Source organism: Clostridium sp. YIM B02555, assembly GCF_022320955.1.
Taxonomy (GTDB): Bacteria; Bacillota; Clostridia; order Clostridiales; family Clostridiaceae; genus Clostridium; species Clostridium saccharoperbutylacetonicum.
Genome location: NZ_JAKJJY010000002.1, coordinates 51,694 through 72,645, shown reverse-complemented (window position 1 = coordinate 72,645; position 20,952 = coordinate 51,694). Strand labels below are relative to the sequence as shown.

Sequence of the window (20,952 nt, the reverse complement as noted above, 5' to 3'; positions counted from 1 at the left end):
TGTAAAATATTAATTAGATAAAATATATCTATACTATTTTTTAATTAATCTTCAAAAGTTTCAGCTGTATCCCAATCTATTGCTTTAACAGGCCATGTTGGTTGTTTTCCTTCATACACTTCATTAATACCAATAGCAGAATGAAGTGATGCTCTATCAGTTGCTTCCTTTGTAGCTGCACCAATGTGTGGTGAGACAACAACATTTTCTAAATATAATATAGGATTTTTTGGATCTACTGGTTCTTGTTGAAGAACATCTAATCCTGCACCAGCAATAACTTTATCTTTACATGCTTCATAAAGTTCAACTTCATTTACAATAGCACCTCTAGCAGCGTTGATAAGGAATGCTGCTGGTTTCATCATTTCAAATTGTTTCTTTCCAACAAATCCTTTAGTAATTTTAGTAGTTGGACAATGAAGAGAAACAAAATCACTTTCTTTATAAATTCTTTCAATATCTCTTACTACTTCTACACCTTCAGGGAAATCAGCTCTCTTCTTATATGGATCATATGCAAGAACTTTCATATTAAAACCATGCATACATTTATTAGCTACAATTGAACCAATATTACCGCATCCAATAATACCAACAGTTTTTCCATCAAGCTCACTCTTAGGTGTTTTTAGTTTAGCTTTATAGTAATCCTCAATAAAGTCTCTTCTAACTACTGTGTAGTTTCTTGAACAATAAAGCATATACATCATTGTTACTTCTGCAACAGACATACTATTGGCTGTTGGGCAATAAAGAACTTGTACACCATGATCCTTTGCTGCTTGTAAATCAACAGTATCAAAACCTGCTCCATGTCTCACAATAACTTTTAGTTTATCAGCTGTCTCAAATACTTCTCTAGTAATCTTAGAAAGACGAACTATCATAGCATCTATACCTTTAATATCTCTAATTATATCTTCTGTTTCCATTCCACTTCCTGTAATAAGTTCATGGCCTTTGCTTTCTAGATATTCTCTGCCTTCTTCCATAATTTCTTGTGGTAATAAAATTTTGTATCCCATTATAATATCCTCCTACTAATCTTTAAATTATTTATTTTATTTTGTATTTTCAATTTTCATAAATATAATCTGGTGCACAGTACATGATATAACCATCTTTAATAGTCATTTCTGGTTTAAGCAATTTATCAGCTAAGAAAGTTGAGCCTTTCCAGTCTCTATATAATTGTTGTTTATCCATAATGTCAAAAATTGAAACATCTGCATATGCGCCTTCTGATAGACAACCAATTTCATTCTCCATATTCATAAGTTTTGCTGGTCTTTCCGTTGTCATCTTAACCACTTCATTTAAGCTAATTCCCATACATAAATATCTAGACATTAAATTGGGAAGTGAAAATATAGGTCTTCTATACATGCTGCCCAAAACTAGATCTGTACTGCACATATCTGCTATAAACCCTTGTTCCATAGCCTTTGTCATTACTTCAAAATCACCATGTTTTCTACCTTCAGCAGTATCAAATATGATTCCTCTTTTTCGAGATTCTAGTACACAATCATATAGTTTTCCATTTTCATCTATGATTGTATTTTTTACTCCCTGATAAACATGTTGAAATATATCTCCTGGTCTAAGTAATTCTAATACTTCTGAAGTTGGAACTGGAATATTTGTACAATGTACTTCAACTGGACATCCAATTTTATTTGCAATATCAATAGTTGCAATTAATGGTTGAATTCCGAGTCCTTCTGCTAATTCCTCGCTTTGTCTAATTTTCAATCCTAAAATGTTATCCTTATTTTCTTTAAATATCCTATCCATCTTTTCAGGATTAAAATATTTTGGATTAATGCATTCATGATAACTTGTAGTAACAAGTCCAGCAGAACAAACTTGTAAAAAGCTTTTTATTCTGACTTTACTACGAGCAATAACAGCCTGCCTAAATATATTGTAATTTGAAACACCCGCTGTAAAATCTATCGCACTTGTAACACCTGTTGGTATATATGCTGTATCTGGATAAAGACCTATATCTGTTCCATCCTGAAACATATGAGCGTGGGAATCAATAAGTCCTGGAAATACATATTTACCCTTTGCATCAATTACATGCTTTGCTTCTTCGCCCTCTTCATACTTGGTTATTTTGCCACCATAAATAGCAATTGGCCTGACTTCGTCCACATTATTTTTAGGATCAATCACATGTCCATTTATAATTAATAAATCTAACATTTCTTTTCTTCCTCTCCTTAAATTTTTAATACTTTGTAGAATTTCAAAAACATTAATTTTATTTATGCATTATGATAAAAAACATATGTCTTTTTATCTATTGGAGAATTTACCAAAGTCCAATTACTTTCCAATAAGGTAAGCCTATGCATAAGAATATAACTAATGCTACACCAACCATTATTGTTCCTACTCTCCAGAAATCCTTTTGAGTACAATATCCAGTTGCAAAGGTATAAATCCCTGCCCCATTTCCATAGTGAGTCAATAGTGCACCATAACCTGAGAAGAATGCAAGTAGTAATGCAACTACCATAATAGGTGCTTGTGTAGTTAATGCTAATGCAAATAGTACAGGATAGAAGGATGCAACAAAGGCACTATTTGACACAAAGAAATATCTAACTGCTAAACTTATTAAAAGTAAAATAATTGTAGCCACTATTCCATTTAACTGAGATAGCTTCAAATAACCTTCTAGTACTTTTGCAAGCCAAGTATAAAATCCTTGTGATGCTAATGCTGATGCTACTCCATAAAAAGAACCATACCAAACAAATGTATTCCATGCACCTTTTTCTCCAATAACATCATTCCAATTAAGAATCCCAAACAATAAGGTAAGTGCTAAAAATACAAATGCTACAATCTGCATTGTTAAACTTACAAATTGTATTTTAGGTCCAAACATCCACCCAATAATAGCTAATGCAAATAAAACAGATAGTATTTTTTCTTCTTTTTTCATTGGTCCCATCTCTTCAAGACCCTTTTTCATCATTGGTTTTATGTCCCCAAGCTCTTTTAACTCTGGTTTATAAACCTTATATACCACAATAGGGCTAAGTATTAAAACCAATCCTGCAGGAACGACAGCTGCCTTAAACCATGTCATCCAATCCAAATTAACATTAAGCATTTTTTGTGCAAGAGAAGCTGTAATCGCATTTGTTGCCATACCTGTTAAAAAAAGCACTGCTGTTGACATAGATATTACATACATGAGCATTGTTAAATATGCACCAAGCTTACGTGGCTCTTTTTCAGGTGTTGATCCTACACCCTCTGCAATATTTCTAAAAATCGGGTAATCAATTGATGTACGAGACGTATTTGAACCAGTAGCAGGACTTAATATTAAATCTACTATCATTAACATATATCCTAATCCTAATGAAGTTTTTCCAAACCTAGTAAGCAAGTTATATGCAATTCTTTTCCCGAGACCTGTTTTAACAAATGCTGTACATACAATACAAACTGCTAAAATAAACCATGCCATATCTGTTCCATAGCCTGCATAGGTTATCTTAGGATCAATAAACATTGACATAATTCCTATAATAATCAGTGTAATAACTGGTTCTGAAAACGGCTTAATTACTAAACCTAGTAACAATGCTATATATAATGCCACAACATGCCATGTTTCTGGCTTTAACCCTTCTGGTACTGGCATCACCCAAAGTGCTAACGGTATCAGAATAACCGGACATAGCTTTAATAAAGTTTTCTTATCCATTGATTTTCTCTCCTTTGCATTTTATTTTCATCGCTCCACTTAATATGTACTGAATATCTCACTACAACAATATTTAACTTCTTAGTTAGACATAAGATATTTTCACTGCCCCCTTTCAAATCGTTTACTTGATTTTGGTATCTTAAGACTTATTAATGAACTCTATATCTATTTATATAGCAAAACATGTGCCAAACTTTTTACAAAATTCAATTTTTTTTTACTTTTCTGACAAAACCCTCTAAAACCCCAGTATTCGTTTACATAAAATCAATAAAATTATTTTTAGTATGCCGAAAATTCATCTATATAAATATCTTGCACTTAACTAAACTATAATGTATACTTTCAAAATGAAACACTTTTTCATTTCATTATATTTCATCTTGAAATATAATGAATATAAATTAATTAGAGGTGATATCAAAATGAATAAGGATATTATTATTATGTCTTCATCTACAAGCTTTACTAAAAAATTTAATAAACTATTAAAAAAGAAGAAGCTAAGTTATCCCATTATTGAATCTACCGGAAATAGGGCTATAGAAATAGCAAACCAATTTGTTACTGAAGGTACTAAAATAATTATTACTCGAGGTAAGAACCTATCTCTTTTGCGTCAAAATATAAATACTATTTTAATAGATGTCCGTTATACCTACGAAGACATATATTTTTCATTAAAAGAGGCAAAAAATTACTCAAATAAAATAGCCTATATAGGCTTTGACTTAGCTTATGATGTAGCAGCAAAATTTAAATCTATTTCAAAAGAGGATTTTTTACTTATACAGCCCGACTCAGTATCTCATGTTGATGAAGTTGTTAAAAAATATTCAGATAACGGTATTGAGGTATTTATTGGAGGTATTACTGTAGCAAATTCTGCTAAAAAATACGGAGTTAAAAGCATAATGATAGATGTCGATGAAATTTCTCTTGATATAGCTTTGAATGAAGCTATATCTTTGCTTAACTTTGAACTAGAACGAAGAAAAAATTATGAAACAATTACCCAAATTTTGAATTCCACAACTGAAGGTATTATTGGAATTGATCAATATTCTCGAATTAGATATATAAATGACAGAGCTAAAAAATTCATAACTGATGAAAATAACAATGTTTTAGTAGATGAAATAGTTAACCTGCCAGTAGTTAAGAATACAATAAAACACGGCACTGCTAAATACAATGAATTACTTAAAATAGGGAATACTTCATTGATACTAAACAGTCGTCCATTAAAAATAGATAACAATATTTTTGGAGCAGTTGCAAGCATACAAAAATCAGATTATGTTCAAAGTGCTGAAAAAGAGATACGTAAAAATTTAAATACAAAAGGTCATATTGCCAAAAAAAATTTTAACGATATAATAGGTAAAAGTAAAATTCTAACAAAAGCAATAGACAAAGCAAAAAAATTTGCAAAATCCGATAGTACTATTTTAATAACTGGTCCTTCTGGAGCTGGAAAAGAAATTTTTGCTCAAAGTATACATAACTATAGTAATAGACATAACGAACCCTTTGTTGCTATAAACTGTGCAGCTCTTCCTAAAAGTGTATTAGAAAGTGAACTCTTTGGTTATGTCAAAGGAGCATTTACTGGAGCAAGACCTGAAGGAAAAACCGGAATATTTGAATTGGCACACAATGGTACTGTTTTTTTAGACGAGATTGGAGAAACTTCACAGGATATACAAGTAAAACTACTAAGAGTTATTCAAGAAAAGGAAGTTATCAGAATAGGTGATGACAAGGTTATACCTGTTAATGTAAGAATAATTAGTGCTACTAATAAAAACCTGTTAGAAAGAATTGAAAAAAATGAATTTAGAGAGGATTTATATTACCGTTTATGTGTTCTAGAATTAAGGCTTCCTTCATTAGATCAACGAAAAGATGACATTCCACTGTTAATTAAACATTTTATTTCTAACAATGCTCCAGGCATTAAAATCACCAATGAAGCCCTTCAACTTCTTGGTAGTTTCCCTTATGCTGGAAATATACGACACCTTCAGAATACTGTAGAAAGACTTATTGTAATGTGTGAAAACAATATTATTGACGAAAACTTAATTTATGAGGTTTTAGATTTAAATCCTAACGATTTAGAAAAAAAATTTATACAAGAATTCTCTGAAGATCAGAATAATACTATTTCAGAAATTGGAAAAATAGAAAATCAACTTATAAAAGATGCTTTAAAAAAATATAATGGCAATAAAACCAAGGTGGCAAGAGAACTTGGAATGAGCTACACAACCCTATGGCGCAGACTTAAGAATATGTAGGGATACTAACGGATTATCATTACACTATATACAATTTTTCTCTAAATCCATACAAATTAAAGAAATCCAGTAAAATCCATTTTTTGGGGTTTTTGGGCGTAGTTTTTGATTGTAGTGCCACCCGTGACAATAAAAACACAACCACCTGTAAGTAGCTATTCAAGCCATATACAAATGGTTGTGGATTTCATGGTGGAGGCGAATCGTGACCTTTAAAATCCACCGATAAAATTAATTTCATCTTAGTTCTCAATATATTGCATATTAATAACTTTAATTATAAAGGTGATATTCTCTTGTTTCCATATAAGAAAGAGGATGGGTTTTAATAATGCTAAAACCTGATCTTGCAACTTTAGATAAATTTTGATTAGCTTCAGATATAGAAGCTAAATTATTAATATTTACTTGTTCTTTAAAAATAAATTTAGTTTTGAATTCTATTCATTTTAATTTTATTCTTAAAATCTGTGACAGAATTATTGATAACAAGTTTTTCTGGAAAATCAGCTTCATTTAATATTTCATAAGAAAAATCAAATCTACTAATATCTGTATCTATATGTGCGTCACTTGATAAGATAATCTGCACATTATATTTCTTGCATAACTTTAACATATCAATATTATTCTCACGTGCATTTTTGCGGCAGTTTATTGGATTTATAGAATTATTATTTAATTCTAGCAGAGTATTATACTTTTTCGAAGCTCGTACGATTGTATCGTAATCTAGCGGACATGAACCATCGTCAGGATGACTAATTATATCAATTTTATATTTTTTTATGACTTGTACAACTGCATTCGTATTTTGCTCTATTGTGCCAGGTATATAACAATGATTATGGATTCCTGCTATTCTAATATCCAATTTATCTATTATTCTATCTTCTAAGCTAAGACTTCCATCGTAATCCAATATATTAATCTCTGCACCCAACATCAATTCTACTCCATACATTTCTCTTGGAACCACTTTAAGATTTTCAAAATAAATATCAGAACAAGTTCCTGGAATCCCACGAGCATGCTCCGTAATCCCCAATAGCTTCAATCCTTTTTTTGAAGCTGCTTTCATCATTTCACGAATTGTACTATATGCATGACCACTTGCTATAGTATGTGTATGAACATCTAATTCTACAATCATATTATTTCCTCCAATTTTTAATTAATAAATTACTAATGCCATTTTAATTTATTTGAATAATTGTAATAGTCTTCTAATGAAAAATATTTAAGCAATATTTTTTTCATAGAAGATTTAGCTACTAACTGTCCATTCTTCAAAATAGCTACTCTATCACACATCAATTCCATTTGGAAGGTGTTTTCACTACTTATTAAAAATGAGGTTCCTTTTTTAACTTGTTCAAGAAGAATTATACGTAAAATATACAAACTTTCCATATCCATTCCTGATCCTGGCTCATCTAATATTACTAGTTTTGGATATGTAAGAAAAATTATTGCTAGTCGAAGCCTTAATTTCATGCTTTCTGTATATTCCTTTACGGGTTCTATCACATAATCTGATAGACGGGTTAAATTTAATAAATAATCTATATACTCCTTGTCCATATTTTCCAACCATTTTGCTGCTAATTTTAAATGATCACTTGCTGTTAAATTATTATATAATATAGGCGGATTAAATAATGATTTAACATTTTTAATAATTCCATCTTCTACATTACAATTTTCAACTAAAACATTACCAAAATCTGCATGTAAATCTCCTGCTAAAATTCTCATAATAGTTGTTTTTCCCGACTCAACTTCACCCAAAATACCATAAATCTCCCCCGAATCAATATTAAACGAGATATTTTTTATTCCTTTTCCATTCTTATATAGCTTACTAATATTCGAAATTTCTAATAAGTGAGTCATATTTCATTCTCCTATTCCTTATATAATAAACATCATTAACATATTCAACAAAAATGATTAGTCAATTAAAATTAAAGCTTTTAAATAATTAACACAAACTTTGTAAATGCCTCCTTATATATTTCATGTTTACAATAAAAATTTTATAATATAAAATATTTATAAACAACTCGCAAATACGCATATTTTTATGCACAAACCGCAATAATACGCATCAAATATAAACATTTACTAGTAATTACGCACAATAACTAATAAATATTCACAATAACGAAAGAAGGTTATATAATGTTTATTGAAGAAAGACAACGTAAAATTATGAATATCCTGAATGCTAAAGGCAGTGTTAAAGTCATTGATTTAGTAAAAGAATTTAGTACTTCTGATGATACTATACGGAGAGATTTAAAATTACTTGAAAAGCAGGGATTGCTTCAGAAGACTTACGGTGGAGCTATTCTTCCGCAGCAAACTGGAAGTTATCCTACATTTTCAGAACGTACAAAGATAAAAAAGGCAATCAAAAATACAATAGCTAGCTATGCAATTGATTTTATAAAGGATAATGATACTTTATTTTTAACAGGCTCCACAACCGTTGCAAACATGCTGCCTGAGCTTGCAAAATATAAAGGAATAACTGTTATAACAAATTCAATATCTATTGCAAATGAGATACTAACTATGCACTTAAATCTGAAACTAGTTCTGATTGGTGGAGTTATAGAAATGTCTAATGGTAATGCTGTTAGTGTCGATTCCTTATTAACTATAAAACAATTAAAGGTAGATAAAGTTTTTATAAGTGCCTGTTCTATATCTGAAGCAAATGGATTATCTATGGCATCAATTGAAGAAGCACAAATAACAAAAGCAATTATGGAATCTGGTAGGCAAATTATTATATTAGCTGATAGCAGCAAATTTGGTCATACCTCTTTTGCATATGTAGGTGAACTAAAACCTGAATATATATTAATTACTGATTCTGACGATAAAATAGAAATAGAAAATAGATTTCACGAATTAATTAATGATGGATTAATGATAGTCTTCTCCAAATAAAATCTGCTCTTACAAATAGGTTTATCTCATTTTAAATATTTGTCACTCTAAAATTTTTTATAAGTGAAAAAACCACGAAAATCCAAAAAAATGATTTTCGTGGTTTTCATGGTGGAGGCGAAGCGTGACCTTTAAAATCCACTAAGCAAGTTAATTGTAATAGATATTTAAATCAACTTCTCATTAATAAATTTAGATGAAATTCTCTTTATTGATATATAATCAAGTATCAAGAGAACACCGCCAGCTATAAACATTACAAGATTACTGAGCAAAAGCACACCTGTCATTTGACCTATTAATACAATAATCACTGGAAGTACAAGAAGACCGCTTACCTGCTGTGCCTCTTGGAAAGTTTCTGACTTTGCTGATACCCTCACAGTAAATACTAAGGATAATAAATTGATTGCAGGTGAAATCCAAAATATAATTATAAGCCATTCTACATCTGGAAAAATGAGTCCTCCAAAATACATAAAGCCACCTATATTACATATAACTCCAAAGACTACGAATGAAATCAAAGTTATGATGTAAGATGGTATAAGCACGCCTAAAATCTTGGCTCTAAGTAATTGTTCCATGGATATTGGAGTGTAAAGAAGAGATTCTAGCGTTCTATGTTCCTTTTCTCCTACAAAACTGCTGGCTCCAATTACTCCTGAACACATTATAGGAATTATAAGAAAATATGATGGAAACATAAAATTTATCATTACTTTTATTAAAAGTTGAGCTTGAGAATATGAGGCATATTCAGAAGGCAATTTTTTTATAAGAGGTGCCATCTTTGTAATCATACTTGAATCATTTCCAATAAAACTTACACCTATAAAAAGCGCAATTGGCATAATTATAATTAAAATGATTGGTACTATAGTCATAGGTAAAATAACACGTTTGGAACTTGTTATTTCATTTATATCTTTATATATCAATGCTTTTTCACTTCTATTCATATTCACCCCCCTCCAAACTTATAATGTTATATCATTGGACTGACCTTTTATATATTTAAAGTACAGTTGTTCCAAAGACCATTTCTGCTGAGTTGCTTCAAAGATTTCCCCACCACTTTTTAGTATGCTTTGTATTAGATAATTTACCTCTTCATCTCCTGAAATAGATTTAACATATATATCATTACCTTCATGGATAAAATTAAATTTCTCTGAAATATTATTGCCTCTAATTTTTAATTTAAGAGTTGCATTTTTCCTTGAAGCCACCTAAACCAAGTATATTGCCATTATTAATAAAACCATATAAAGTACAAATATCTTCAGCATATTTTAATTGATGAGTACAAAGAAAAATTGTAACCTGGTTTTCCTCTGCAAGTTCTTTTATAAGTTTTGTAACATTCAGAGCATTTTCTGGATCTAAACCAGAAGTTGGTTCATCAAGGAATAACACTTTAGGATTATGAACTAATGCCACTCCTAGTGATACTCTCTTTTTCATTCCTGTACTTAACGCTTTCACCTTTTTATTATTTACCTCTAGTAACTCAAGTCTTTTCAAAATAAAATCAGCACGTTCACCAAGTTGATTTTCATCAATTCCATGCATTTTCCCAAAAAATATTAGGTTTTGTTTCACAGTAAGATTCTCAATATTTATTGCATTCATCTTCTCCATCTAACTTCCCTTTCAATTTTTTAACAAGCAAGTTATATCGTTCATCTTCTTTTAATGATATAAATGCAGGATTTTCAGTAATAGATCTAACAAGTTTTTCCTTAATGATTTTTTCGTCAACTGGAGTATTTGCTCCAATAAAATTACTTCCCTCAAGCCATTGATTAACCTTATTAAAGTATTCATTTCCTTTAAACGTCAATGGGAACTTAATATTACAAACAGCGTTTACATATTGCTTTAGTGCATCTATGGCATTTTCTTTCTTTTCTTGAATTAAATATCCTTGGGCAGCAACAATATGAATTCCTAAAACATCATTTGTAAAAATCTCATTAAGCATAAAAGAATCAATAATTTGAATGCCTTGAGAATAAATTTTTTCAAATAAATCTGGTTCCTTTATATTTAAATAAAGATAATTGTTTAGCAGAGTCAATATATTTATTACCTTATTGAAAATCAGTATTTGATTCACTTCATTTGCCTTAGAGGTTTCTCCCTTCATTTGATAAGCATTAATCAAAATGACATCATCACCACTATACGGTAATAATTTATTATCTAATAGTTGAATAACTTTCTCGTTATTTCCAAGGGTCATCTCTGCCAATGCTTCCATAGTATTTGCATTTTTTATGTCAGAAATGCTATCCGATTCTTCCTTTATTCTTTTACTCAACACAATACATTGCTTAAGGATTTCTTTTCTTATTTCACAATCTTTTTCTAAGATTGAATAATTTAATAACAATTGAATCATAGAAAGCAAAAATGGAAAGCAGGAATAGTATTTTTTTATTAATTCTTTACACTGATTAACTACTTCATCAAATGGCTTTACAGCAAATTCATATGAAAGTTCATTATAGATTTTTTTAATATATTCCTTTGTAAGCTGAGGAGAATAACCCAATAATTCATCTACTGAAATATTGAAATAGGTTGCAAGCTCTGGAAGAAGTAAAATATCAGGGAAGCTTACTCCTGATTCCCATTTTGAAACAGATGCTTTAGAAACTCCAATGTAGTCTGCCAGCTGTTCCTGTGTTATTCCCTTTGCTTTTCTCTTCTCAATAATGCATTTGCCTATATTTAATTTTTTCATATCTATCACCTACCTCTAATTACATTTTATGATGCGACCTACTCTGTGTAAATGGATTCCTAGTTGATATTTGTAGAAAAAGTTAACTAACAGGAAACTTGATTTTAAAATTAAAGCCTTGCTTATTTTAATTAAGCAAGGCTTTAATCATATCTTTGTTGAATTATCATTCCAACTTATATTGCAAAAATGTATATATTCAAATTTAACCTTTATCAAGGTTGTTTATTAGATTTTATATAATTCTCTCCCCAAATATTCATAGAGTCTAAAACTGGCTTTAGGCTCTTCCCTAGCTCTGAAAGTGAATATTCAACCCTAAGTGGCACTTCTGGGTACACCTTTCTAATAATTAATCCATCAGCTTCCATTTGTCGAAGTTGTTGAGTTAACATTTTTTGGCTTATCCCATTAATTCCTCTTTCGAGTTGGTTAAACCTTTGTGTTCCATCATCATGTAGATTTCTTAAAATAAGAACCTTCCACTTGTGACCAATAAGTTTAACAGTCTCTTCAATTGGACATAACTTACCGCAAGTCATTAGCATTCACTCCTATCATATATATATTAATACTTACTATTTAGTTAGTACAATACAAAATAGTGCCTTCTTGTAAAAAATTAATAGTGCTTATATTATAATACTATAATTCATCAAAACATAGGAGGAAAGTTTTTATGAAAATTTTAAATGTGCCTTTACCATAAAGTAGAACTTTAATAATTAATTTAAAATAAATATCATAAATTAAGGAGACGTATGACTATGAAAATTTTAAACATTAACGATATTACAGAAAAAATCAAAAGGAAAGCACTATTTACAGAGGGCACAATGGACTCAGGCATTTTATTCTACGAACCTGGTGAAACAATGGTTCCTCACAAACATTCAGATTTAGATGAAATATTTTATGTGATTAGTGGAAAGGGAATAATAAATATAAACGGAAAAGATTTTTTAATTAAAGAGAATGATGTAATGCTATCTCCACATGAAGAAAGTCATGGATTCACAAATAATGGAGATGAAAACTTAGTAATCTTACAAATAAAAAACACTATTATGATGTAATTTCAATATTTATAATCATTAGGATAAGGGACTTTGAAGCTTTTATTCTAATGATTACTACTTCAAAACATATAAGAAAGGATGTATTATTATATGTACTATATATCTATGATAATCACAGTTTTAGCAACTGTAATATATAATATTAGTCAAAAATCTATTAACCAATCAATAAATCCATTTATATCAATGATAGTCACGTATATTACCGCAATAATATTCTCTATATTGGCATTAATTATTTTACCAATAGACCGAAATATTATAAGCTCTCTAAAACAATTAAATTGGGCAAGTTATGTATTAGGGCTATCTGCATTAGGCTTAGAGATAGGATATTTATATATCTATAGAAGTGGATGGAATATAGCTGTTGCTCCTCTTTTTGTAAGTATAATTTCAACAATAGTGTTAATTGTCGTTGGTATTTTTATTTATAAAACAAAAATATCCCCTATGAATACTCTAGGAATATGTTTAAGTATAGTTGGATTAATTCTAATGAATAAAAAATAATTCTTATCAATTAAAAGCATAATTAATAAACTTATTATCAATTGATAATAAGTTTACTAATTATGCAGGTATATTTTATGAATACAAAATCGTTTCATGGTGGGGCGAAGCGTGACCTTTGAAATCCACTAATTATGATTTAGCATTTAAGTGTCTTATATTCCACTCATAGCTAAACCATCTCTGCTCACATCCAACCTTTTATAATTAAATATTTAAATTATCATACATAGTAAGGAAAGATTTAAGAGTTTTTAACATCTCCTCTACTCCTCCATCAATATCACTTTCAATATTTACTGCAAGGAGGGGTTCATGTAATGATAATCTTAATAAAAACCAACCTTCTTCTTTAGCACAATTTATTTTTATTCCTTCATAATTTTGAGGTTCAATATTCCATCCTTGAACTTTATGCGAGAATTCCTTTAAATTATAAATAACTGATTGACCATAAGTTTTAAAGTCATCAGAAGCTATTTTTATTCTAATTTCCTTACTTTCTTTAGGATTCTTTAAATCTTTTATCAAATAATCAATGTCTTTTCCTTCTTTTTTTAATTTAGACATTTCTATAAGAATTTTTACTATAAGATAAGCACCATCATCTAAAAAGTAATTTTCTTTTAAAGCTGCATGACCTGATGTTTCTATTGCTAGAGGGCATTCAATTCCTTCATTATTTAACCTTTTAGCTTCATTTATAACATTTTTATATCCTCTTTTAAATCTGTGATGAACTCCACCTAAATTAGTTAGAAATTCTGTTACCCCTGCTGAAGTTATGGAATCAGTAACTATGGTTGACTTATTTTTTTCATTGATTATTATTGAAGATATTAAAGCTATAAGTGCATTTTTATTTATTTCTTCTCCAGATTTTGATACTATCGCTGCTCTATCCACATCTGTATCAAAAATTATTCCAAGATCTGCTTTAGACTTTAAAACTGCATTCCTTATAAACTCCATAGCTTCTTTATTTTCTGGATTAGGTATATGATTAGGAAAATTTCCATCAGGGTTTAAAAACTGGCTTCCTTCTATATCAGCTCCAAGGCTCTTTAACACCTTGGTTGCAAAGAAACCTCCTGCTCCATTTCCAGCATCAACTATTATTCTAGCTCCTTCTAATGGTTTTTCTTCCCCTACAGCTTTTCTTACTTTATCGACAAGAACCTTTGAATAGTCATCCACTAAACTAAACTTTTTGACCTTACCCTTTAAACTTTTTGATGAGTTTTCTTTTTCTAAAGAAAATTCTATTATACTTTCAATATCTTCTTTTTCACATCCACCAACTGAGGTAAAAAATTTGAGACCATTATAGTAGTAAGGAAGGTGACTTGCTGTAATCATAATTGCTCCATCACATTTATAATCGTCTAATATAGTTGTCATAAACATTGATGGCGTTGTAGTCATTCCACAGTCAAATACAGTTACTCCTTCTCTGATTAAAGCTTCTGTTAGAGAATCTTTTAAAATAGTACCAGATAATCTTGAGTCCATTCCTAGAGCTACTTTTAAGTTCTTCTTAGTATCACCATTGCGTTTTAACCACTTAAAAAAACCACTTCCTATTAAAGCTATAATCTCAGGAGTTAAATTTGCTTTATGCTCTTTATTTTCTATAGCTATTCCTCTAATATCAGTACCGTTTATTAGTTTTTTTAATGATATACCTAAATCGTCCTCTTTGAAAGAATAGTTTGTAGTCATTGTTATGCCTCCTTTTTAAGATTATTTTAGTTCTTTAGCTGCTTCAACAATAGCTTCTGATGTAAGTCCATAATGTTTTAGTAATAAATCGGGCGTTCCTGATTGTCCAAATACATCTTTAAGTCCTATTCGCTTAAGTTTAGTTGGATATTCTTCTGATAAAACTTCTGCTACGGCTGAACCTAATCCACCTATTATACTGTGTTCTTCTGCTGTAATTACTTTACCTTTATTTCTAGCTAAACTTACTATAAGTTCTGTATCAAGTGGCTTTATGCTAGCTATATTTACAACAGTTGCTTCTATGCTTTCTTTACTTAAAATCTCTGCTGCTTCTAGTGCTTTTGCTACCATTATTCCTGTAGCTATTATTAGTATATCGTTTCCTTCTCTTAATACTTCACCTTTTCCTATTTTAAATTCATAGTTTTCATCATGAATTACAGGTGTTGCGGCTCTTCCTAATCTTATATATACCGGTCCATAATATTCTGCTGCTGCGTATACTGCTTTTTTAGCTTCCACTGCATCTGACGGGTTTAAAACCACCATGTTTGGTATACTTCTCATTAATGATATATCTTCTATAGCTTGGTGGCTCCCCCCATCTTCTCCTACTGTCACACCTGCGTGAGTTACTGCTACCTTAACATTTAGCTTTGGATATGCTACAGAGTTTCTTATCTGCTCAAATGCTCTTCCTGCTGCAAACATAGCAAAAGTTGTTGCAAATGGTATTTTTCCGCAAGTAGCTAATCCAGCTGCTGTTCCAATCATATCTCCTTCTGCTATTCCCATATCAAAGAATCTATCAGGTGCCGCTTTCTTAAATTCTATACTTTTAGTTGCTTTTGCTAAATCTGCATCTAATACTACTATATTATCGTTTACTGCTAATTCTTTTAAAGCTTCTCCATATGCTTCCCTTGTTGCTATATTCATTATTCTTCTCCTTCTTTTAACTCATTTAGAGCTTGTATTTTTTGATCTTCATTTGGTGCTGTTCCATGCCAAGAGGCTTGGTTTTCCATAAAAGATACTCCTTTTCCCTTTATTGTTTTTGCTATTATTGCTGTTGGTCTTCCTTTTACTTCTTTTGCCTTTACTAAGGCTTCTTTTATTTCTTCGAAGTTATGACCATCTATAACTAATACATTCCATCCAAAGGCTTCAAATTTCTTATCTACTGGACTTACATTCATAACCTCTTTATTTGATCCATCTATTTGTAGTCCATTTAAATCCACAAATGCTGTCAGGTTATCTAATTTATAATGAGCTGTACTCATAGCAGCTTCCCATATTTGCCCCTCTTGAAGTTCTCCATCTCCTATTATTGTGTATACTCTATAGTCTTTTTTATCTAGTTTTCCAGCTATCGCCATTCCATTAGCTGCTGATAACCCTTGACCTAATGAACCTGTTGACATATCTACTCCTGGAGTTTTCTTCATGTCAGGATGCCCTTGTAATATCGATTCAAATTTTCTAAGAGATTTAAGTTCTTCTTTTTTGAAGTATCCTTTTTCAGCTAAAGCGGCATAAAGTCCTGGTGCCGCATGTCCTTTGGATAATACAAATCTGTCTCTATCTTCCCATTTAGGTTCCTTCACATTTATGTTCATCTCTTCAAAATATAGTACAGTTAGTATATCTGCTATTGATAATGATCCTCCTGGATGTCCCGATTTTGATTCTGTCAGCATTTCTATAATATCTACTCTTATGGCCTTTGCTATATCTTTTAGTTTTTCTGTATTCAACTTTTATTCCTCCTACTATTGGTTAAGGGGATATCGCATAAATAATAGATCCAGTAATATATAGTATAGTAATGAAGTTTCAATACCATCACTATATATTGCCACTGTATTTATTAGTGCGACACCCCCTTGACTTTAAACTTCTTTAATATTTTATAATTCTATCAAGCTTTGTTGCCTTTTAAATTAGTTTGCAGTACTCTTTCTAAAATCGTCTATGATCTTACGAATCTTTCTTGCATTTTCAGCTATATCTTCTGAGCTTCCTTGGGTTAATAAGCCACCGAATCCACAAACATCTACTTTACTTTCCAGCCACATATGCAAATTATCAAGAGTAATTCCACCACTAGCTAGAATTGGCATATCAGGGATTGGTGTTTTGAATACTTTACTTAGTTTTGACCCATAGAAATCTGAAATTGGGAAAGCTTTAATAAATGCAGCTCCTAAACTCAATGCATCCACTGCTTCAGTTAATGATGTACACCCTGGTGCATAAGGAATCTGATATCTATTGCAGATTTTTGCTACATCTTCACTATAATTTGGTGCAATAATGAACTTTGCCCCGTGTAAAATAGCGTGACGAGCAGTTTCACTATCCAAAACTGTCCCTGCTCCAACACAAAGTTCTTCACCATACTTCTCGCTAAGTCCCTCTATGATTCTTCCAGCATTGTTTAATGTATAACTCATTTCCATAACTGGTATACCACCTTTAATACAACCTTCAGCGATTTCGCATGCGCGATCAAACGTTTGTGCTCTTACTATTGCAAGTGCTCCGACTTCCGCCATTTTTTTTGTTATATTCATTTTTTTCATGCCATTCACCTCAATATTCGTTATTTAATTATTTATTTAATTTTGATTAAATTTTCTATTAATACAACCCTTTATTAAATGTAGCTTTGTAAGCTTCAACTACACGCTTGATCTCTTCAAGTTTTTCACCAGTAGGTTGTGTTGCAGGAAGACGTGCAGCGCCAACATTTATTCCATTTAACATAACAGTCTGTTTAATAACAGATGGAATTGTTCCAAACTTAATAATACGACGAAGTTCTTCAATACTGTTTTGTGCTTTTTGAGCTGCTTCCAAGTCACCTTTGATAAAGTTGTTATAAATTGCCACATCAATTTCTGCTAGAAAATTTGCAGTTGCTGCAACTGCACCTTGTCCTCCAGCCTTCAGTATATCAAGAATAAGTGAATCTGAGCCAGAGAATACGCCAAAGTCTTCATCTTTAGTTACTTCAAGATAAGCTTTCATGTTCTCCAATTTTCCACCACTATCCTTAATACCAACAATATTCTTAACCTTAGCTAATTCACGCACTGATTCTGGTTCAATATTAATTCCTGTTTTACCTGGCATGTTATACATCAAAATTGGTAAGTTGACTGCAGAAGCAACTGCTTTGTAATGTTCTATTAATTCCTGCTGTGTTGGAGGCACAAAATATGGTGTTATAACCGATAGCGCACTTGCACCAATCTCTTCCATCCTCTTTGATAAATTTATAACTTCACGAGTGGAATTGCCACCTGTTCCTACAAAAACAGGTACACGATTATTGGTATGCTCTATAACAATTTTTGCAAATTCAACTTTTTCATCATCTGTGAGAACATGACATTCCCCATTTGTTCCTAAAATAAACAATCCATAAACACCTTTTTTTATTAAGTAGTCAACTAATTCATGTGTAGCTTGAGTGTTGATATCTTGATTTTCATCAAGAGGTGTGATCATTGCACATATAATACCTTTATACTCCATTAAATTATTTCCTTTCTAATAGATTCTCCTAAACTTCCGCCTGGATGCCACTTTAAATATTGCTCTGCGTCAAGCCCTTTAGCATACTGCAATGCAATACTTAATGACTGAAGTGCTATTGTTTCCGCAATAATTGACCCACGAGGTGCCTTATTAAGAGAATCTCCTTCCTCTCTAATTCCTGCAAAAATGAATACGTCTGAAGCATTTTTTAGCCATGAATCAGAATTACCACTAACTCCAATAATTTTAGCTTTATTAGCTTTTAATGTCTCAACAGTTGCTTTTAGTTCTTTAGTTTCACCACTATTTGATATTGCTATAACCACATCTCCAGGAACCACTTGTCCACTTGATCCATGTACAGCTTCTGTACCATGCAATGTATATGCAGGTGTTCCAGTAGATGAAAGTAATGAAGAAATATATCCTGAAACATGACCTGGTTTACCAATACCAGTAACATGTACACGTCCATGATTCTTTTCTGATTCAATAATAAGATTGCAAGCTTTATTAATAGCAATTTCATCGATTGAAGCTATAAATGTTGATATTTCATTAGATAATATGTCTAAAAATTCAGGTACTGTATTTTCAATCATAATTTTTCCTCCTTAAAACATGGAGCTGTAACACAAAGAGTAAAAGCAACAATGTTTTATATTAGACTACTAAATTCTAAAAACATATTGTATTTATATTTCTTAATGCAACAGCCCAATATTAATTAGCTTAAATAGGTTTTATTATTTGTAATATGTTATGTAATATGTTTCCAATTACATTGTAATCTATGTTAGGGAATGTAGCGCCTTCTATACCAAGTGTTCCATAAACTGGATATAACAATGTTGGAAGGAATGCAAGGAATAATCCAGCAACGAATGATCCAAGAACGGCACCTCTCCATCCACCTGATGAATTACCAAATACTGCTGCTGTACCACCTGAGAAGAAACAGATGTGAGCAGCTGGTATAATTACTACTGGAAAGACACTAGGCAGTGATACCATAACAATGATTGCTAATAGACCAGCAGTATATGAACAGATAAATCCTAAAATAACTGCATTTGGTGCATATGGGAATACTGTTGGTACGTCTAACGCTGGACGTGATCCTGGAATATATTTTTCTGCTATTATAACAAATGCAGCAGTTATTTCAGCTAAGAACATACGAACACCTGTCATTAATACTGACATACCAGCTACGAATGTAAACGCTTGTACTATAGGATAAACTAACCAGTGCTGTGAACCAGCAAGTGTTTGAGTAAATTCTTGACCTGCTTTTAATGTTGCAACATAGAATAATGCTAACATAACTATTGATAGACCCATTAAAAAGTCTTTAAAAACTGATAACCATTTTGGGAATTCAATTGTTTCTGTAGTTTGATCTTGATATTTTGAGAATATACGACCAAGATAACCCGATAAACCATAACCAATCATATTGAAGTGACCAATCGCTTGTTCATCTCCACCTGTCATCTTACGCATAAATGGTTGACAGAATTGTGGTAATGCAGCAGACATAAATCCTAAAATTGCTCCTGCAACTAAGATTGTAGTCATATCATCAAATCCGTGCGCTTTCATAATTAATACTAATACACAAGAAAAGAATAAACTATGCCCTGTTGTAAAGAAGATGTTCTTAAACTTAGTAATACGTGCAAAGACCAAATTTAATATAAATCCTAAAATTAATGTACACGAAACTGCAAAACCGTATGTCTTTTGAGCAAGCGCTGTAGCAGCTTCAGGTGACGCTATAACTCCTGTTATTCCAAAACCATATTGGAATAACTTGTTGAAATTTTGTAATGAGCCAGTCATAGCAGAAGCACCAATACCAAATACTAAGAAACCTATAAGTGTCTTTGAAGCACCAGTAAATACTTCCGTAGGTGATTTCTTTTGAAGAATCAGACCTATACATGCAACCACACCAAGTAAAACGGCAGGTGTGCTCAATAAACTAATAATAAAATCCATATATATTTCCCCCTCATTTTAATTAAATTTTATTTTTGTTTTGAAGCAATGAATTGTTCTAATGCTGTTTTTATTTCATTACGATCAACAACATTGCGTATTCCAATAACATCAAATTTTAAATTTTTCTGTTTTAATTCCTCCGCAACATCAATTACTGTTTCTACAGCATCTCCATTAAATCCATTTAATGAATCTAATGAGCCATGCTCAACTTCTATTGGAAAATTATTTTCCTTTATTACTTGTTGGGTCTTAATTTTTAACATTAAACTTGAGCCAACCCCTGCTCTACATGCTACTAAAATTTTATACATAGTTATT

20 protein-coding genes and 1 pseudogene are annotated in these 20,952 nt (G+C 31.1%); 4 read left to right on the top strand and 17 right to left on the bottom strand.

Going from position 1 to position 20,952, the window contains the following annotated elements:
- Positions 1-44: 44 nt before the first annotated feature.
- The 3 genes from L3B98_RS03850 to L3B98_RS03840 form a co-directional block, all read right to left on the bottom strand.
- The gene (locus L3B98_RS03850; protein WP_238915682.1) at positions 45-1,028 is read right to left on the bottom strand and encodes a hydroxyacid dehydrogenase; all 984 of its coding nucleotides are present in this window, start codon (positions 1,026-1,028) and stop codon (positions 45-47) included.
- Positions 1,029-1,077: 49 nt separating this feature from the next.
- Positions 1,078-2,217 (bottom strand): amidohydrolase family protein, encoded by a 1,140-nt coding sequence (locus L3B98_RS03845; protein ID WP_015395060.1) that lies wholly within the window; start codon positions 2,215-2,217, stop codon positions 1,078-1,080.
- Positions 2,218-2,326: 109 nt separating this feature from the next.
- The gene (locus L3B98_RS03840) at positions 2,327-3,739 is read right to left on the bottom strand and encodes a DASS family sodium-coupled anion symporter (protein WP_238915681.1); all 1,413 of its coding nucleotides are present in this window, start codon (positions 3,737-3,739) and stop codon (positions 2,327-2,329) included.
- Between the two features lie 428 nt (positions 3,740-4,167).
- Here L3B98_RS03840 and L3B98_RS03835 point away from each other — a divergent pair, with 428 nt between their 5' ends.
- Entirely contained in the window at positions 4,168-6,045 is a 1,878-nt protein-coding gene (locus tag L3B98_RS03835; protein ID WP_238915680.1) for a sigma 54-interacting transcriptional regulator, read from the top strand.
- Positions 6,046-6,472: 427 nt separating this feature from the next.
- Here L3B98_RS03835 and L3B98_RS03830 read toward each other — a convergent pair whose 3' ends face one another.
- Positions 6,473-7,198, bottom strand: a complete 726-nt coding sequence (locus L3B98_RS03830) for a phosphatase (RefSeq protein WP_077366160.1) — start codon at positions 7,196-7,198, stop codon at positions 6,473-6,475.
- A 32-nt stretch (positions 7,199-7,230) separates the two neighbouring features.
- Positions 7,231-7,941, bottom strand: a complete 711-nt coding sequence (locus L3B98_RS03825; RefSeq protein ID WP_238915679.1) for an ATP-binding cassette domain-containing protein — start codon at positions 7,939-7,941, stop codon at positions 7,231-7,233.
- Positions 7,942-8,229: 288 nt separating this feature from the next.
- On the opposite strand from L3B98_RS03825, the gene L3B98_RS03820 reads away from it, so the two are divergent.
- Complete coding sequence (locus L3B98_RS03820; protein WP_173696445.1) at positions 8,230-9,006, top strand: DeoR/GlpR family DNA-binding transcription regulator; 777 nt, start codon at positions 8,230-8,232, stop codon at positions 9,004-9,006.
- Positions 9,007-9,173: 167 nt separating this feature from the next.
- On the opposite strand, the gene L3B98_RS03815 is transcribed toward L3B98_RS03820, so the two are convergent.
- From L3B98_RS03815 to L3B98_RS03800, 4 genes and pseudogenes are all read right to left on the bottom strand, one after another.
- A complete protein-coding gene (locus tag L3B98_RS03815) occupies positions 9,174-9,968 on the bottom strand; it encodes an ABC transporter permease subunit (protein WP_238915678.1) in 795 nt (264 codons plus the stop codon).
- 18 nt (positions 9,969-9,986) lie between these two features.
- Positions 9,987-10,623, bottom strand: a pseudogene (locus L3B98_RS03810) (ABC transporter ATP-binding protein); the annotation flags it as partial.
- Positions 10,622-11,758, bottom strand: a complete 1,137-nt coding sequence (locus L3B98_RS03805) for a helix-turn-helix transcriptional regulator (protein ID WP_238915677.1) — start codon at positions 11,756-11,758, stop codon at positions 10,622-10,624. The gene L3B98_RS03805 and the pseudogene L3B98_RS03810, both read right to left, overlap by 2 nt.
- Positions 11,759-11,973: 215 nt before the next feature.
- On the bottom strand, positions 11,974-12,300 hold the full coding sequence (locus L3B98_RS03800) for a helix-turn-helix domain-containing protein (RefSeq protein ID WP_015395070.1): 327 nt from the start codon (positions 12,298-12,300) through the stop codon (positions 11,974-11,976).
- 225 nt (positions 12,301-12,525) lie between these two features.
- Here L3B98_RS03800 and L3B98_RS03795 point away from each other — a divergent pair, with 225 nt between their 5' ends.
- Together L3B98_RS03795 and L3B98_RS03790 are read left to right on the top strand one after the other, a co-directional pair.
- Positions 12,526-12,834, top strand: a complete 309-nt coding sequence (locus L3B98_RS03795) for a cupin domain-containing protein (RefSeq protein ID WP_077366170.1) — start codon at positions 12,526-12,528, stop codon at positions 12,832-12,834.
- Between the two features lie 93 nt (positions 12,835-12,927).
- Positions 12,928-13,350 (top strand): EamA family transporter, encoded by a 423-nt coding sequence (locus L3B98_RS03790; RefSeq protein WP_015395072.1) that lies wholly within the window; start codon positions 12,928-12,930, stop codon positions 13,348-13,350.
- A gap of 207 nt (positions 13,351-13,557) precedes the next feature.
- Here L3B98_RS03790 and L3B98_RS03785 read toward each other — a convergent pair whose 3' ends face one another.
- The 8 genes from L3B98_RS03785 to L3B98_RS03750 all read right to left on the bottom strand — a co-directional run bounded on the left by L3B98_RS03785 (position 13,558) and on the right by L3B98_RS03750 (position 20,945).
- On the bottom strand, positions 13,558-15,072 hold the full coding sequence (locus tag L3B98_RS03785; protein ID WP_238915676.1) for a phosphomannomutase/phosphoglucomutase: 1,515 nt from the start codon (positions 15,070-15,072) through the stop codon (positions 13,558-13,560).
- A 21-nt stretch (positions 15,073-15,093) separates the two neighbouring features.
- A complete protein-coding gene (locus tag L3B98_RS03780; protein ID WP_238915675.1) occupies positions 15,094-16,014 on the bottom strand; it encodes a transketolase family protein in 921 nt (306 codons plus the stop codon).
- On the bottom strand, positions 16,014-16,835 hold the full coding sequence (locus tag L3B98_RS03775) for a transketolase (RefSeq protein WP_275298366.1): 822 nt from the start codon (positions 16,833-16,835) through the stop codon (positions 16,014-16,016). The genes L3B98_RS03780 and L3B98_RS03775 overlap by 1 nt, the downstream gene beginning before the upstream one ends.
- A gap of 186 nt (positions 16,836-17,021) precedes the next feature.
- On the bottom strand, positions 17,022-17,663 hold the full coding sequence (locus L3B98_RS03770) for a ketohydroxyglutarate aldolase (protein ID WP_238915674.1): 642 nt from the start codon (positions 17,661-17,663) through the stop codon (positions 17,022-17,024).
- A 58-nt stretch (positions 17,664-17,721) separates the two neighbouring features.
- Positions 17,722-18,621, bottom strand: a complete 900-nt coding sequence (dapA, locus tag L3B98_RS03765; protein ID WP_238915673.1) for a 4-hydroxy-tetrahydrodipicolinate synthase — start codon at positions 18,619-18,621, stop codon at positions 17,722-17,724.
- The gene (locus tag L3B98_RS03760; RefSeq protein ID WP_238915672.1) at positions 18,621-19,226 is read right to left on the bottom strand and encodes an SIS domain-containing protein; all 606 of its coding nucleotides are present in this window, start codon (positions 19,224-19,226) and stop codon (positions 18,621-18,623) included. The genes dapA and L3B98_RS03760 overlap by 1 nt, the downstream gene beginning before the upstream one ends.
- Positions 19,227-19,356: 130 nt before the next feature.
- Positions 19,357-20,628 carry a PTS ascorbate transporter subunit IIC gene (locus L3B98_RS03755; RefSeq protein WP_238915671.1) on the bottom strand — a complete coding sequence of 424 codons (1,272 nt, stop codon included), beginning with the start codon at positions 20,626-20,628 and terminating at the stop codon, positions 19,357-19,359.
- Positions 20,629-20,657: 29 nt separating this feature from the next.
- Complete coding sequence (locus L3B98_RS03750) at positions 20,658-20,945, bottom strand: PTS sugar transporter subunit IIB (protein WP_238915670.1); 288 nt, start codon at positions 20,943-20,945, stop codon at positions 20,658-20,660.
- Between the last annotated feature and the right edge of the window lie 7 nt (positions 20,946-20,952).